Genomic DNA, 15,426 nt, shown 5'->3' with positions numbered 1-15,426 from the left:
CGGTTCGATGAACCGTTTCTGTTGAGTGCAGTAATTCGCAGGGAGGACTTTTATCGAATAGGGGGTTTTGACATTATGACCGTGCAGCGGATGTCCATCGCCCCGGAATATGTAAGCTTCTATGTTGCGGGCCGTCGGAATGTTAGGATTCCAACGCATATGGATCGAAGAGGAGTGCTCTCTTCAAAGGATTGCATTCTCATTCTAGCCTACTATTGGAGCGACGGAGACACGGACGTTACGTTCGGACCAGTCTCCGAGATCACGGAGGCAAGAAATCCGGATTTCGACGGCATTCTGAACACCCCCAACAACGAGATTATTTTATTTTATGCAAATAACCCTCAATTCGCTATTTCACGCGTATCATCCGCGAAAACTCGAATTCGGGTCTGGATGGATCATCCCATCGAGCCATCAACCGTCGTGATAACCTGGGGGTAAACAGAGACGCGTGTCGAAGGGGTGCTATTCGATGGTGCACTGTTGGCCGTGCAGTAAATCACAAGGCGGGCTGATATCTCAAGAAAGGGAATGCTTGATGTCCGTCAAGAAAATTACAATCACGCCCGAATATCTTAGCATCTATGTTGCAGGTCGTCGCAACGTCAAAATTCCTCTTCATATGGACAGACGGGGAATATTTTCCTCGCCTGACTGCATCAACGTTCCTGCGCTCTACTGGAACGATGGAGACACCTCTGTGACATTCGGACCGATTTTAGAAATTAAGGAAACGAGAGAGCCGGATTTCGATGGAATTCTGAACACTCCCAATAACGAATTGATTTTATTTGATGCAATCGAGCCTGAATTCGCCAGTACACACGTGCCTTCCCAAAAAACACGTATCCGAATCTGGATCGACCATCCCAGCGAGCCCGAAAATGTCACCGTCGCATGGGGGTAGCGATAGCGAGATCCGGCTTTCTGGACATTCCCGTTGTGTGCTCAGTCAACCACAAGGCGAACCTTTTTCAAAGAAAAGATTTAACGCCATGACCGTGCAACACCTGTCGATTGCCCCGGAATATGTGAGCTTTTACGTTGCAGGCCGTCGAAATGTCGATATTCCGACGCACATGGATAGGCGAGGTGTCCTTTCGTCAAAGGACTGCATTCTCATTCCCGCGCTCTATTGGAACGACGGGGACACGCACGTGACGTTTGGACCAGCTTCCGAGATTAAGGAGAACCGGAAGCCTGATTTCAACGGTATTCTGAACACCCCCAACCAAGAAGTTATCTTGTTTGACGCGAACCAGCCCCAATATGCCATTGCGCGCGTCCCATCCGCGAAAACCCGTATCCAAGTCTGGATGGATGATCCGATCGAGCCAGAAAACGTGGTTATTGCCTGGGGATAAGCAAAAGCAGTGCAGCGAAGGGATGCTGCCCGATGACGAGTTGATGTTGAGCACAGTAAATCACAAGGCGGACTGATATCTCAAGGAAGGGACTACTTGATGTCCGTAAAGAAAATTACAATCACGCCAGAATACCTGAGCATCTATGTTGCAGGCCGTCGCAACGTCAAGATTCCGCTCCACATGGACAGGCAAGGAATATTTGCTTCCTCTGACTGCATCAATGTTCCAGCTTATTATTGGGGCGACGGAGATACCAATGTGACGTTCGGACCAATTTCAGAAATTACAGGGATAAGAAAACCTGATTTCGACGGGATTCTGAACACCCCCAATAACGAACTTATCTTGTTTGATGCTATCGAGCCCGAATTCGCCAGTGCACACGTGCCGTCCACGAAAACTCGCATTCGTGTCTGGATCGATCACCCGATCGAGCCGGAAAACGTTATCATCGCTTGGGGATAGCGACTGTTCACACCGGTTCGGTCATGCATGGCCCCCATCGTCAGGAGCACCAAACTGTGATTGCGGTTCAACCGCCGGTCAGGATGTCGAACAGGGTCGTGCGGCGGGTCGTACCGGTGGTCTCGCCGACATCGGCCGGTGGTGTAAGCCCGGAATTTGCCGCCTGCGCCGGCTGATCGAAATCCTGCGTGCCAGGCGTCTGTCCGTTGGCGGCGGGTGCCTGCGGAAATTCATCCGCCGCCCCATTGCCGAACGTGCCCGAGATAACATCGCCAACGCTTTCGGGTGCGGCCTGATTGTCGTCGAATGTCGGCTGGATCCCGGTCGTGCCGAAGACCGGCGAGGGCGACAGGCCTTCATGGGCGGCCGTCATGAAATCATGCCAGGCCTTGGCCGGAAGACCGCCGCCGGTGACCTTCTTCATCGACTTGCCATCATCATTGCCGAACCAGACCCCGGTGGTCAGATTGCTGGTGAAGCCGACGAACAAAGCATCACGGAAGGACTGGGTTGTTCCCGATTTGCCGGCTGCCTGCCAGCCCTTCAGCCGGGCAGCCTTGCCGGTACCATGATCGATCACGCCCACCATGATCTGGTTCATCTCGCTGACAACAGCCGGATCCAGCACACGGGGTGGATTGTCATAGGTATTTTCATAAAGAACAGTGCCGTCAGCCGTTGAAATCCGCCGGATCACATGCGGCGTCGCCTTGAAGCCGCCATTCATAAACGGCGCATAGGCTGACGTCAGCTCGACAAGGCTGACCTCCGAGGTTCCGAGCGCGATCGAGGCATTGGACTGCATTTCGGATTCGATGCCGAGCCGGCGCGCCAGCTTGATGACATTCTGCGGCCCGACCTCCATCACCAGCTGGGCGGCGATGGTGTTGAGCGAATTGGCCAGCGCATTGGCAAGCGTAACCTCCCCGCGATATTTCTGGTCGTAATTCTCCGGCGTCCAGTTGCCGATCCGGACCGGCGCATCATTACGGATCGACATCGGCGTACGGCCGATTTCCATTGCGGCGGCATAGACGAAGGGTTTGAAGGCCGAACCCGGCTGGCGCCTGGCCTTGACGGCGCGGTCGAACTGGCTTTCGGCATAGTCACGGCCACCGACAAGGGCGCGGATGGCGCCGGTGCCATCGATCGATACCAGCGCCGCCTGGGACACATCCAGTTTCTGCCCGGATGCATCAAGGCTCGCAGCCAGCGTTTCCTCGGCCTTCTTTTCCAGATTGAGATCGAGCGTCGTATCGACGATCAGATCCTGGCTGATCTCGCCAACCATGCCGGGCAGCTGATCCATGACCATGTCGGCAACATAATATTGCGCACCGGACCAGAAGCTTTTCGCCTTGGTCGGTGTCTGCGACATCGCGGTCTTGATCTCGCTGTCAGTGATGAAGCCTTCCTCGCGCATGGCGCCGAGCACGACCTGGGCCCGCTCTTCGGCAGCCTTCGGATCGCGCGCCGGCGAGAGGCGCGACGGCGCCTTCAGAAGGCCTGCGAGCAAGGCCGCCTCGCCCAGGTTCACATCGCGCGCGGATTTGTTGAAATAGCGCCGCGAGGCCGCTTCGACACCATAGGCATTGGAACCGAAGAACACCCGGTTCAGATACATCGCAAGAATCTGGTCCTTGGTGTATTTCTGCTCCAGCCAGACGGAGAGCAGCACTTCCTGCACTTTGCGCTCCAGTGTACGCTCCGGCGACAGGAACAGGTTCTTGGCCAGTTGCTGGGTGATTGTCGAACCGCCCTGCACCATGCGCCCAGAGGTGATATTGGTCAGTATCGCCCTTCCCAGACCGAGCGGATCGACGCCGAAATGCGAATAGAAGCGCCGGTCCTCGATGGCGATGACCGCCTGCGGAATATAGGGCGACATGTTTTCGAGCGACAGCGCCTCGCCGCCGGTGGCGCCGCGATTGGCAATGATATCGCCGCTGACAGCCAGTATCTTGACGTTGGGCGGCCGATCGGGAATAGCCCAGGTGGTGGCGCTCGGCATGCGCGATCCGTAATAGAGCACCAGTCCGCCGACGCCGATGGCGCCCCAAATTCCGAGCACGACGCACCAGTAGACCAGCGACCGGATCAGGCCCGTCAGGCCGCCTCCGTCACGCGAACCGCCCCGTCTGCTGGTTTTTCGTGAACTGGTCTTCTTCGCTCCAGGCTTCGAACCACCGGATTTCCTGCCGCTGCCACTGACGCGTTCGCCGGCATTCATGCGCAGATCGCCGTCATCCTGACCGCGTCCACCTTCAAAGGAAGGTTCAATCCTCTGCCCTGATGTTCGATTTCCTGCCATGTCGGGGTGGGTCTGCTCCAGCTGGGCGTTTGGGGAGCGTGGCCGGCACATAGTCCGCAACGCACGATTTCGCACCGTGCGATGAAGTGTAAATGCGGCGATTTAAGGGGGCGTTAACTTCACGGCCTCGAGTGCCACCGGTTCCTGGCCGCGCGACAACGCACTTGCGGAATGCGGCAATAATCGCCATGTAATGATCCAGCGCCAACTGCGGTGCCTGAAGCAATTCCATCGCTTCAGCGCGGCCAACTCAAATCCGCTCGCCAGATTTTTGGAACATGCGGCAAGCATGTCCTTAATTCTCTGACCCAGCCTGTTACCTTTTTGCTAAACCGTTTTGCGACGGAATGGCCGCTTTTGTGACGTTAATCGTTGCAGAGGCCTTTAAACAACGATCCAAGGAGACCATCCATGTCGACCCCATCAGACAAGCCCTACGAACCGATCTCTTTTGCAAAGAAACACCGGATATCCGTTGAAGACGCCCGCAACATCCTCGACCAGGCAGCTGGCGATAAAAAGGCTGCCGACAAGCATGCGCGGCGTGTCAGCGTTTAAATTTTGATGCCCTGTGGGCGGCACCGCTGAATTGACGTGCCGCACAACAGACTTTCCATTGTTGGGAACCATTCCACTGGCTAACTCGTTTGTCGGTCGGCAACAGGAGAACCAAGATGGCAGAAACAACCAATAACGACATTGAATCATTGCGGGCCGAAGTGGCGCGCCTTTCCAAAATCGTCAGCGCCCAGAGCGCTCAGGCTTACAGTGATGTCCGTGACCGGGCATCCAGTGTGCTTGATGCCGCAGCACCTGTGGCCCGAAAAGCGGTAAGTGCAGCGCGGACCGAAGGCAGCGCCATCGCTCAAACCGCCCGGGAACATCCGGCAGCGGCTGGTAGCGCACTGACGTTTGCGCTGCTGGTCGGAGGGGCGATCGGCTTTTTGCTGGGGGCTGCCTCCAAGCAGGAACCGGAACCTTCCCGCCGCCGATATTGGTAACGCGCGTACTGCCAAAGCGGCGTGCAGATTTGAAAGGCCCCGATCGGGGCCTTTTTTCATGAGACACCGGAACTTTTTCCCCCAAATCCGGTTATCTGAGCCTCAAACAGGGGATTTGCCATGGGCCAGATTTATCATCTCAATTCAGAAAACGATGAGCTTCTGTCGGAGGCTGAAAAAGCTTTCGACCTCTCTGCGCGTAGGCAGGCACTGCTGCGAAACGTTCGCGACGTGCCGGAAACGCCGCGCCGGAAACCGGTTCTGAAAGCCCTTGCCGGCTTGCTCATTCCTGTTTCGCACGGCCTGCAAAACTGAAACCCTATCGCGGCGGAAGACCAATGGAAAACGACAGAGAAACCAAAATCCGCAAGCGCGCCTACCAGCTTTGGCAGGACGACGGCTCGCCCGACGGCAAACAGGAAGACCACTGGGCAGCGGCTGAACGCGAAATCGACGGCGGCGAGAGTGAAGGCGGAGATGCCGTTAATCAGAGTGTCGTGCGCGAAGCGATCCGCGAACACACCGATGCGTTTGTTGTGGCGACCGATCTGGACGACGCAGAGCAACGTGAAAGCTCGCCCGGCACGCGCGAACAGCCGTAGCCGAACATTTCTCTCAAGAGTTCGCCGCTATTGGCGAGTCCGTGTAAATTTCTTCTGTCAGTTCGCGTTGGCACGCGCAACGCGGTGGGTCGCATCATCCAGCGCATGACTGGTCTGTACGCCATCCCGCTTCATGCCTTGCACGGTGTTGGCACATCCGGACAGCGAAAGTAGAGCCAGGCAAACGGCAGCTATCAGGAACTTCGACATTTTTGGTCCTCCACTTAACAGTGATAAACAGGACATGACGCCGCCATTAAATAAATCAACCGGCGTGCGGAAAATACCGTGCCGCGCTCAAGATGGCTGCGGATAATTTCTGAGGCAAAATCGAAAAAGAGTGCGTCTCCATCTTGATATTCGGCTTATAAAATCCAATAAAAACAATGCGTCAGGTTAAAAATGAATATTAAAACTTGACTGACGAGCTTTGATAACCTATTTGAGCTTTGGTCGATATTTGTTAGATGACTTTGGTTTTTGCGACTTGTGCGCAATCGGACGAACTTTCCTTCAGATTCGAACAAAAGCTTTTCCGTAACGTTTACGGGATGGTTCAACATAATTTGCTAGAGAAAGGGATCGTTATGGCCACTGGAGATCGCCGCGAAGGAGGGACGTTTCGAGCGGGAGGGATGGAGACTTCGCAAGGACGGCACGCGCTTTTGGGCGAACGTCATCATCGACGCCATTCACCTTGAGGACGGCACCCTTATCGGCTTCGCGAAAGTAACGCGCGACATCACCGAAAAGCGACAGGCTCTGCAGGCGCTGGAATATGCCCAGCAAGAGCTGTTTCAGGCACAGAAGATGGAAGCCGTTGGGCAACTGACCGGTGGAATTGCGCATGACTTCAACAATCTTTTGATGGCAATCCTCGGGAGCCTCGAGATCGCGCGAAAGCGGGCGCTCGAAGGTCAGATTGTTGTCGACCTCATCGACAATGCCATAATGGGCGCAAAGCGCGGCGCATCTCTGACCCAGAGGCTGCTGGCGTTTTCCCGAAAGCAGGACCTCAATCTTGAGGTCGTGGATGCGCCAGCTCTGGTTCGCGAAATGGCCGAACTGCTCCAGCGCTCCATCGGTCCCTCCATCGAGATCAGCACGACCTTCCCACTTTCCCTGCCGCCGGTGTGGTCGGATCCGAACCAGCTGGAAAGCGCGCTCCTCAACCTTGTCGTCAACGCCCGCGACGCGATGCCAGATGGAGGAATGATCGCAATCTCGGCCCGAAAACATGTGCTGAAGGAAAAACAAGTTCCGGACCTTCGCGCAGGCGAATACGTCTGTCTGTCGGTGAGGGACGAGGGCGAAGGCATGGACGCTGAAACCCTCGAGAAAGCAACGACGCCCTTCTTCACCACGAAAGGTGTCGGCAAGGGCACCGGGCTTGGCTTGCCGATGGTGCAAGGGGTATTGGCCCAGTCCGGGGGGCGCCTGATCGTGAAGTCGACAAGTGGCGAAGGCACCACCGCCGAGCTATGGCTTCGTGTTGCGGAAATCGCGGCGGAACCTCAATCCGTGGCGGAGGTGACGCCGTCGGCGCCAGTACCTCCGCTGACCGTGATGGCGGTCGACGACGACAGTCTTGTGCTTATGAACACCGTTCTGATGTTGGAAGATCTGGGCCACACGGTGCTTGAGGCAAGCTCCGGAGAAGAGGCGCTTCGGCTCATCGCCCAGGGACCACTGCCCAACATCCTGATTACCGATCACGCAATGCCGCGAATGACCGGCGCGGAACTGGCCCGCCAAGTGATCGAGCGGCACCCCGGACTTCACGTAGTCCTTGCCACTGGATATGCGGAGTTGCCGGGCGGTGAGGGAGCCGGACTGGCACGATTGCCCAAACCATTCACGCAGGAGCAATTGAACGAGGCACTGGCTGCGGTCTTGAGGCCATGTCAGAATGCAAATTCGTGAGCCGCTTCCTTTCGATGGACGGCCTCTCGACGGAGGTTTTATGGTCGCGGCATCACGCCGGTCAACATCGTATTGCGAACCGTCTTTGATAAGAGGGGCTAACAGGAGGAGATAAGATGAGCAGGCGAGATATTCTCTGGAGCCAGCCGCTAAAGGTCACGCTTCATGCTGGGATTGATCGAACATTTGGCAGCGTCTATGAGGCGCTTGATTTTCTGGAAAATGAATGGCCGCAAAAACGCGGTGAGTGCTATGACCGGGCTGTCTTTGCCTGCCGCCAAGGGTTGAACGGCGTGGCACCGACGGAACTTGCCCGCGAAGCGTTTATAGCCGCCTGTCTCGAGGCTGGCTTGCCAGCGTTGCCGGCGGCGCCACTGCATCCTCACCGCCTGACCCGGGCGCGCCTCTGATATCCAAGGCCTCCACCGCTGGTGCCGTATGGGATAGGGGAACACCGCAAGGCTTCCTGCAGAGAGGGTCACGGCTACCTGGCGGCCTGGTATTTGAGAGTAAGACCGATAAGCAAGCCGAGCATCATGAGGAATGTTCCAACCCGCAGGATATCACCAGCGAACTCCGTGTCGGTGCGGAAAGTCTGATGACGGTTGCGACGGTGGTGAGCGGCGCGGGAAGGGGGGCCTATCCAACCTAAAATGGTCGCGAATCGATTCCAGCTAAGGCTGATCGCGAGGAAGCAAAATCAGGTGAAGCTGCTAGCGTTTTCCCGAATGGCTATCCCCGGCTTTGCGCCCCTTATGCTGATTTTGGAAAACGCCCATCAGACTTATCCCATGTCGATCGCGGGCACACTTTCTTGAGCTCCTGAACGCCGTTCCAGCTCATTAGAGTGCGGCGGATTTCTGGCAGGTATTTGTCGCAATAGTCCAAGTTTTGTGGCATACAGTGAAAGAACTGACAAGCCCGCAGAATTTGTGAATTTGATCGGAGGCGGAGCATGAAAAGGGCGGTTTTCCGAGAGATCACAAGCAACAGATGCTACCGGCTTGACGGCGCGGTGGCGGCCAGCCCTTTCACCAGATCGCCGAAGAGACCGGCTCGATGAGTTCTTCGATAGGAATTGAATGGTAGAAAAACAACCGACACCAGCGGAACTGCGGTTGTGGCTGGCACGTATCAAAGCTGAACACGCTGTTGGAGCACCTGCTGAGGAAGCCAATGTCGTTTTGAAACAAATGATCTCCTCATGGCAGTCGGTTAGGGACAGCGCTTCTGGGGCCATCGGTAGGGGCGGTCTCAAGGCATGCGTTCCATGCCAGCAGATTGGTATGGAAGGTGATCTTGTCAAAGACGCCAATGACCTAACCGATCTGGTTTGAGGAAATCCTGTCATCGTGATCATTGCTTCGATCGCCTGGCACCCGACGATCGCGGATTTGTCGGCACCGGTTTTTGCCTCCGCTACCGTCTGCCCGGCGTCTTCCGCCCGGTCGAGGACGAACGGGGCTGTGATGGTGGATCTAATCGAGCGCGCTTCCGGTTCCGCCGAGTGAAGCTCTCCACGTTAGCTCCGTATTGCCAAATCTTCGGCGCGCGTGGCATGTCTTTAGTTCTCTTGGAAGGAAAATGAACTTTTTTGGGGCTCTCCGATCAACTTCACGCCGCGCGTCGTCCTGGCCCATTGCCCAAATGCGGATCGGAGCTAGTGACACGACGACGCCGGCGACATTCCGTGACGGCAATAACGTCGATCACGAACTGACGCCGCCGCAAATTTTGACAAGAGTCTGCCGCTACATCTCGGCGATCTAACAGGCGTCTTGGGACTCAAGACGATCGAACCAATACCGGCCGATTTCACGGGCGGCATAGTCGCCTACATGAAAATCCCGTGATGACAACGGCTCGCCAGATCTATGCTCCCCGGCTAAATCAGCGCACACAAAGCAATTCGCTGGTTAACGGTAAATGATCGGTGGCGGGATTGATGGTAGTCTAAATTAGTAATTCCTTTAGAAGGTACCGTTACTGGATGGGGACCCCTCCGAAACCGCCATCCTTGGGGCACAAGGGTGGCGTTTTCGTCGTCCATTTCTGTTTAGCAGCCAATTTCGGAGGGATCATAGTATTATCGTCGCCATGAAAAGTCCGACTACCACAATATAGGCGAGCATGGTTCCCAGAAATCGGGCCATTTCCAAGTTAGTGTCAGCATGTCCTAGCCAGGCCAACCACCAGCCAGGTCCCTGATCTTCGTCAGACATCTAAAAACCCTCCGGCTAGATTTCAACGTTTACCCCTCTTTACCTGCGCGCCCGTGAATGAAAGCATGACCTTGATTGCTGGCTCGGGCGTCTTCGTTCGGGTGGGGGTGGTCCGCGTACATAAGGCGAAGGTTCTTCAGGCGATCCTCGTGAGAGACCGGTAGTTTCGGCGCGTCGATCATCCTGGTTCCTCCTATCGCCGGGGAACCTGACTGACGTCGAATTGTTCCGCTGGGAGGCGGGCACATGGGCAAAGGATCTGACACTCTGGCTCCGTCGGGCGAGGGAGGGCGTTCGGTGCATTTGAGCACGCAAACATTTAAGCCCTCGCTGGAAACGGCAGGGGCTGTCTTTTGTGTCATGTCAATCGATGACCTTTGTCTCGCCAAGCGCCTCGGTCCACGTCAGCAACCTTGATGGTCCGCATTTGCGGATTTCGATGAAGCTATCCGCTTCACCGACACGCACAGCGCCGTGTTCGCTCGCGGACCGGCAGATGGATCATGGGGATGAGCTGCCGTCGGGACAGACCAATGTAGCAGGTTGGCACCTTGCACTGCACGGAACGATGTTGCGTTGCAACAGATCATTTTGGAATGTGTTTCTTACAAACCGCCGCAAATATCATACTTTTGAAAACGCGTTCTACGTCCGTGTGTTATCCAATTGACAAAACCGACGTGTAATATACGTTCGAACCTGCCGGTCTGACCCGAGATGAAGAGGAGAGTGCCTTGAATATTTTCACAAGTACCTTGTCTCTCATTTCCATCCGAAAAGTGCATGGTTGTCGCGATCGATTGTGACGTAAACCGCGTCCGCTCGCATCTATACAATCAGCGTTCCGCCTCGATCGGAGAATTCAGTGATGAAACAGGTCGTTGAGTACCAGGGTATTCCAGTTGGTGTTCTCATACCCCGTGACGGCAACCTCGCCTTTATGGCAGTGAAATACAACGTCATTGAGCTTGATGGCCGCAGGTTTTCGTCGGCAAGCGAAGCGCGTGAAGCCGTTCGAATCCATGTGACACAACGCGTCGACGTTGCAGCCTAGGGCTGGCTTTTCGACGGAGTGCGCGCTTTCTCTTTGGCCGTCGAACGAATGCGCCTTCCCACAGCATCACCGATTGCGGTCTTGTCTAGCGACTTGCATGAGATCTCTTTAATGACCAGCCTCACCAATGATGCCGCGGTAGCTGCGGCTCGCCGAACGTTCGCCTCTCGGCCAGAGGCGAAGTGCGAGCTTTGCTAACCCTCGCGTTTGACCTTAGCCTTGACGCGCCCACGCAGTGGCGCGGCGAATAATGCTCGAATTACTGCTAGTCTCAACGAGTCGTTCAGATCGGCGAACTATCATCGCTGCGAAAACGTGCGTTTGGAACCCATATCAATGAATCCCTGGAATGAACTGCTTGCCAACCTTGCGATTGTCGCCATAACGACTTCGCTGTGGACATTTGGCCATCGACACGTGGCGCGCTTTACGCCCCGATCCCGGTCAGCAGTGTTCGGCGGGATCATGGCGTGCGGAACGCTTGGTGCAATGTCGCTGCCCTTTCAGTTCCATCCCGGCGTCTTGCTCGATCTTCGCTACACATTTCTGGCCATTTCCGGGCTGTTCGGTGGCCCCGTCGCTGCAGCCGCTCCCTTTATCGTTGCCGTCGCTCGCCGCGCCATGAGCAGCGGAACCGGACTCTCTGTTGCGCTGCCGTTGATATTCATGGCGACAGCGAGTGGATTGATCGCCCACAGCTTCATTCGTGGCATTCCGGACGGCCGGAGCATCGCTGTGGTGTCGCTGGCAGTGGTTTTCAGTGGTACGGCCGGATTTTTTGTTAAGGTGCCGTTCGATCAATGGCCCGTCGTCATGCCGTCGGTTGTCGTGCCGTTTGCGTTGCTGCTCTTTGTTTCCGCCATGATTTCAAGCTTTGCGATTTCGCAGGAGCTCAAGCGGCAGGAGGCGACCACCCTGAACCGCATCTACAAGGCGATCATAGAAGCTCTTCCCGACTGTCTGAACGCCAAGGATCTTAAGGGTCGGTTTATCGCAGCCAATCCGGCGACAGCTGCGCTAATGAGCGCCGGGGTCGCCGCCAACCTTATTGGAAAGACGGATTTTGACTTCTATCCGGAAGAAACGGCGCGGGGATTCCGTGCGGATGAAGAGGCCCTTCTGCGCGACGGTAAGCCCATCGTAATCGAGCAGCGCTTCACCCGCACGGATAGCGCCGAGACGTGGCTTGCCACGTTAAAAGCGCCATTCAACGATGACGATGGCAAGCCGATCGGCATCATCACGCACAACAGGGAGATCACCGACCGGAAGCGGCTGGAAAGCGAGTTGGCGCAAACGCAGCGACACCTGGCGGACGCGCTGGCCAGCATGGCAGACGGCCTAGCCATGTTCGACAGCAAAGGTGCGCAGGTGTTTAACAATGCGCGATATCTGGAACTCTTTCCTCTGACGGCTGACGTGCGTTCGACGGGAGCCTGCCTGAGGGCAATCATTCGGGCCGCTATAGAACTGGGTGAAGAGATACCTGTCACTGGAGACATCGACAACATTATTGAGAGATCGGCGGATGCAATTCTGCGCCCCGGCGACCGTCAGATGCGGCTTGCTGATGGACGCTGGATCGAAGCGCGCACCCGCACGACCGTGGAAGGCGCAAGCCTGATCGTGTTTTCCGACATCACCGCGAGCAAGCGCGCCGAGGAGGAACTTCGCACCTTGAATGAGCGACTTGACATCATGGCGCACACGGACGGCCTAACGGGACTGCTTAACCGAAGAGCGTTCGATAGCTCGCTGGACGAACTCGTCTCCCGGAATCCTCAGATCGCCGCCGGCCCAAGCCTTTTGATGATCGATATCGACAAATTCAAGGCATACAACGACACCTACGGACATCCGGCTGGCGACACCTGTCTGAAGAGGGTCGCAAATCGCGTCGCCGAGATTATAGCGCCGTATCCGCGCAGTGTCGTTGCGCGGTACGGCGGCGAGGAGATCGCAGTCATCATACCCCAATGCGATAGCGCTCCCGCTCTTTCGCTGGCAAAACTTCTTTGTGCCCAGGTACGGGAAATGGAAATCGAGCATGTCGGGAGTGAAAAGGGACGGGTGACTGTGAGTATCGGAACAGCGACGATGAATGCAGCGGGCGTCTACGGAAAGAAGGATCTGCTGAGATCGGCCGATGAAGCGCTCTATGCTGCGAAAGCCGCTGGTCGCGACTGTGTTAGAGGCTGTGATAAGCTCGACGATGCGGCGGCAGCGCGAGCATAAACGGACGGAATTGCTTTTCTTTTCGTCTGACAGCCTTCGATCGGATGAGCTGAACCTCGGTTGCGAAGTAGCGCACCGGCAGATTGAGGTTGTGGGTTCTATTTTTCCGTGAAAAGTGAAGCTACCGTTCGTCAACGAGGCTAAACCGCTCTAGCAAGTAGGTCGGCGTGACGTCGAACTTATCGAGCAGCGCCTTTATCGTGGAGCCCGAAAGCCCCGACAATATTCCGGTCTCAACAAGCGCCGAGGGCAGACTTGCGTTCGTTGCTCCAGCAATGTCGTGCTCGATGCTATCGCCGATACAGACAATCCGGTCGGACGCGATTGAACCCAGGGTCGAGCGGGCATAGTGGTAGATTTCCTTGTGCGGTTTGCCGATCCAGGTGACCGCTCCTCCCAACTCTTCATAGAGTTTGGCAAGGCTTCCCGCGCCTGGTGCTATCGTTCCACCAGCGAGCTTATGGATGTCGGGATTGGTACAGTAGCACGGAGCGTTTTTCTCTGCTGCCGGACGCAACAACGCGCGATATTCTTCAAGCGAGATGAGTTCGGCCTCGCTGCCGGAGATCACCACGACATCCGCATCGGACGCATCGTCCACTGTGATCAGACCCAATCGGTCGGCAAGGTTCGTGTCGCCGCCACTTGATATGGTCAGGCAGCGGGTTTGACTCCTGATCAGCTTCAGGTCCTGGGAAAGAATTTCGTAGGCTACGTCGCCTGACGTGACAAAACGGTCGAAGCTGGATCGCGCGAAACCAAGTGCAACGAGGCGATCTGCATTATAGTCGCCGCTACGCCCCGAATTCGAAAGAATGATGACCACTTTACCGGCCTCCTTCAGGGCCGCGAGTGCAGGCGGAGCCCCGGGATATGGTCCAATGTCATCGCGAAGGACGCCAAACTGATCGATGAGAAAGACATCGTAGTTTGCAATAAGATCCTCAAGGCGGACGGTTAGGGGTATCAAGCTCATCTCCCACTCTCAGCAAGGACCAGAGATGCTGTTCCTACGGCAGCTTCAGAAGATCTCGATGGCAGGAAATCAACGCCGAGAGCGCACTGACGCATCTCAGTCCACACTAGATTCTTTGCTCCACCACCCACTGTGCGAACTGTGCGCAGTTGAGCGGCGCCGAGATCATTCAGGCGCCCGTACCCAAGACGTTCGATCTCCGTCATGCCCTCGAGAACGCCCTGGAAGAAAACGGCGTCGTCTTTCGGGCGGGGCTCGAGACGGGGTGGGTAGGAAGGATCGTTGATGGGGAAACGTTCGCCTGGCTTCAGCAGTGGGTAATATTGGAGCCCAGTCGGATGATCAGTGTCGAGCTTTTCCGTTAGTTGGGTCAACCGATCGTCGCCGAACAGGGCACGAATGACCGCGCCACCACTGTTTGACGCGCCGCCGACGAGCCAGAAGTCCAGGACGCGGTGGGAATATACGCCGTACTCTGGTGCGTTGATCGGCCGATCCGATGCCAGTTTGACGACCATTGTCGACCCGAGAGCGGTCACGCCGTCGCCGGTCTCAGACGCGCCAGTCGCGAGAAACGAGGCGCAGCCGTCAGTGGTTCCGGCGTGTAGGCGGCATGAAGAGGGCAGCCCGATCGCAGCGGCGAACCCGCCCACCATCTGTATCGGCTCCCCCGCGCGGTAGACGGTGGGAAGCTCGTCAATGGCAAGCCCTGCGGCCTCGATCCACGCGGGCCAAGTGGAGGCATTGAGGTCGTATCCAGTCTTCAGCGCGTTGTTTTCGTCCGTCGCTGGTTTCGACAGGCCGAGTTGCAGCAGGACCCAGTCGGCTTGATGCATAACGTGCGATACACCCGCCCTGCGGGACAGGTGAACAGCCCGGGCGAGGCCGGAATGGGCGCCGCGCGCCGGGCTTTCCAGGGGGGCTTCTCGCGCTATTCGCGCAACTATAGACGCGTCCGGGCACGGCTCGTTGTACATCAACACGTCGCCAACCGGCGCGCCTGCGTTGTCAGTTGCCAAGACGGTGCCGGACGTCCCATCGACGGCAATGCCGCGAACGCAGGACAGTGAGCACTCCGACGCAAGGCGCGTCAGGCAGGACCGCACGCCCTCCCACCATGCGGCCGGCGATCTCGTTTCTGAGGCGCCGGCAAAGGCCATCGCGGTGAAGCCGACGACGTGACCTTCCTGCGAGAGCGCCACCGTGCGGACGCCGGATGTTCCTATATCAATGCCGATTGCCACGGCAGGCTCGTTCACTGTCATGG

Annotated in this window: 15 protein-coding genes and 1 pseudogene; 12 read left to right on the top strand and 4 right to left on the bottom strand. The window is 56.7% G+C overall.

All coding sequences use genetic code 11. The features are described from left to right. Nucleotides 1–541: 541 nt before the first annotated feature. The 3 genes from ACP7BS_RS18590 to ACP7BS_RS18580 all read left to right on the top strand — a co-directional run bounded on the left by ACP7BS_RS18590 (nt 542) and on the right by ACP7BS_RS18580 (nt 1,835). A complete protein-coding gene (locus tag ACP7BS_RS18590) occupies nt 542–910 on the top strand; it encodes a hypothetical protein (protein WP_426239297.1) in 369 nt (122 codons plus the stop codon). Between the two features lie 88 nt (nt 911–998). Further along, nucleotides 999–1,367 (top strand): hypothetical protein, encoded by a 369-nt coding sequence (locus tag ACP7BS_RS18585; protein ID WP_426239296.1) that lies wholly within the window; start codon nt 999–1,001, stop codon nt 1,365–1,367. 99 nt (nt 1,368–1,466) lie between these two features. Continuing rightward, nucleotides 1,467–1,835, top strand: a complete 369-nt coding sequence (locus ACP7BS_RS18580) for a hypothetical protein (protein WP_426239295.1) — start codon at nt 1,467–1,469, stop codon at nt 1,833–1,835. A 67-nt stretch (nt 1,836–1,902) separates the two neighbouring features. Here the strand turns inward: ACP7BS_RS18580 and ACP7BS_RS18575 are convergent, their stop codons facing one another. Then, nucleotides 1,903–4,146 (bottom strand): transglycosylase domain-containing protein, encoded by a 2,244-nt coding sequence (locus tag ACP7BS_RS18575; RefSeq protein WP_426239294.1) that lies wholly within the window; start codon nt 4,144–4,146, stop codon nt 1,903–1,905. Between the two features lie 411 nt (nt 4,147–4,557). On the opposite strand from ACP7BS_RS18575, the gene ACP7BS_RS18570 reads away from it, so the two are divergent. The 4 genes from ACP7BS_RS18570 (at nt 4,558) to ACP7BS_RS18555 (ending at nt 5,749) form a co-directional block, all read left to right on the top strand. After that, complete coding sequence (locus ACP7BS_RS18570) at nt 4,558–4,704, top strand: hypothetical protein (RefSeq protein WP_426230831.1); 147 nt, start codon at nt 4,558–4,560, stop codon at nt 4,702–4,704. A gap of 116 nt (nt 4,705–4,820) precedes the next feature. Then, a complete protein-coding gene (locus ACP7BS_RS18565) occupies nt 4,821–5,147 on the top strand; it encodes a hypothetical protein (RefSeq protein WP_426230830.1) in 327 nt (108 codons plus the stop codon). A 120-nt stretch (nt 5,148–5,267) separates the two neighbouring features. Next, nucleotides 5,268–5,462, top strand: a complete 195-nt coding sequence (locus ACP7BS_RS18560) for a hypothetical protein (RefSeq protein ID WP_426230829.1) — start codon at nt 5,268–5,270, stop codon at nt 5,460–5,462. Nucleotides 5,463–5,485: 23 nt separating this feature from the next. Then, nucleotides 5,486–5,749 carry a DUF2934 domain-containing protein gene (locus ACP7BS_RS18555; protein ID WP_426239293.1) on the top strand — a complete coding sequence of 88 codons (264 nt, stop codon included), beginning with the start codon at nt 5,486–5,488 and terminating at the stop codon, nt 5,747–5,749. Between the two features lie 57 nt (nt 5,750–5,806). On the opposite strand, the gene ACP7BS_RS18550 is transcribed toward ACP7BS_RS18555, so the two are convergent. Continuing rightward, nucleotides 5,807–5,959 (bottom strand): entericidin, encoded by a 153-nt coding sequence (locus tag ACP7BS_RS18550; RefSeq protein WP_426239292.1) that lies wholly within the window; start codon nt 5,957–5,959, stop codon nt 5,807–5,809. Nucleotides 5,960–6,343: 384 nt separating this feature from the next. Between ACP7BS_RS18550 and ACP7BS_RS18545 the strand changes: the two are divergent. The 5 genes and pseudogenes from ACP7BS_RS18545 to ACP7BS_RS18525 all read left to right on the top strand — a co-directional run. Continuing rightward, nucleotides 6,344–7,672: pseudogene (locus tag ACP7BS_RS18545) on the top strand (ATP-binding protein); the annotation flags it as partial. Nucleotides 7,673–7,788: 116 nt separating this feature from the next. After that, on the top strand, nt 7,789–8,082 hold the full coding sequence (locus tag ACP7BS_RS18540) for a DUF982 domain-containing protein (RefSeq protein ID WP_426239291.1): 294 nt from the start codon (nt 7,789–7,791) through the stop codon (nt 8,080–8,082). 672 nt (nt 8,083–8,754) lie between these two features. Beyond that, entirely contained in the window at nt 8,755–9,009 is a 255-nt protein-coding gene (locus tag ACP7BS_RS18535) for a hypothetical protein (RefSeq protein ID WP_426239290.1), read from the top strand. 1,753 nt (nt 9,010–10,762) lie between these two features. Beyond that, on the top strand, nt 10,763–10,948 hold the full coding sequence (locus ACP7BS_RS18530; RefSeq protein ID WP_426239289.1) for a hypothetical protein: 186 nt from the start codon (nt 10,763–10,765) through the stop codon (nt 10,946–10,948). A 336-nt stretch (nt 10,949–11,284) separates the two neighbouring features. Further along, on the top strand, nt 11,285–13,183 hold the full coding sequence (locus ACP7BS_RS18525; protein ID WP_426239288.1) for a diguanylate cyclase: 1,899 nt from the start codon (nt 11,285–11,287) through the stop codon (nt 13,181–13,183). 121 nt (nt 13,184–13,304) lie between these two features. On the opposite strand, the gene ACP7BS_RS18520 is transcribed toward ACP7BS_RS18525, so the two are convergent. Together ACP7BS_RS18520 and ACP7BS_RS18515 are read right to left on the bottom strand one after the other, a co-directional pair. After that, nucleotides 13,305–14,159, bottom strand: coding sequence for a TIGR01459 family HAD-type hydrolase (locus tag ACP7BS_RS18520; RefSeq protein WP_426239287.1), 855 nt, complete (start codon nt 14,157–14,159; stop codon nt 13,305–13,307). Further along, nucleotides 14,156–15,424 carry an FGGY-family carbohydrate kinase gene (locus ACP7BS_RS18515; protein ID WP_426239286.1) on the bottom strand — a complete coding sequence of 423 codons (1,269 nt, stop codon included), beginning with the start codon at nt 15,422–15,424 and terminating at the stop codon, nt 14,156–14,158. The genes ACP7BS_RS18520 and ACP7BS_RS18515 overlap by 4 nt, the downstream gene beginning before the upstream one ends. Nucleotides 15,425–15,426: the final 2 nt, after the last annotated feature.

Origin of the sequence: Pararhizobium sp. DWP1-1-3, assembly GCF_049896125.1 — a bacterium.
Lineage (GTDB): Bacteria > Pseudomonadota > Alphaproteobacteria > Rhizobiales > Rhizobiaceae > Pararhizobium.
The sequence above is the reverse complement of the archived record's forward strand: the minus strand, read 5'-3'. Positions and strand labels throughout refer to the sequence as shown.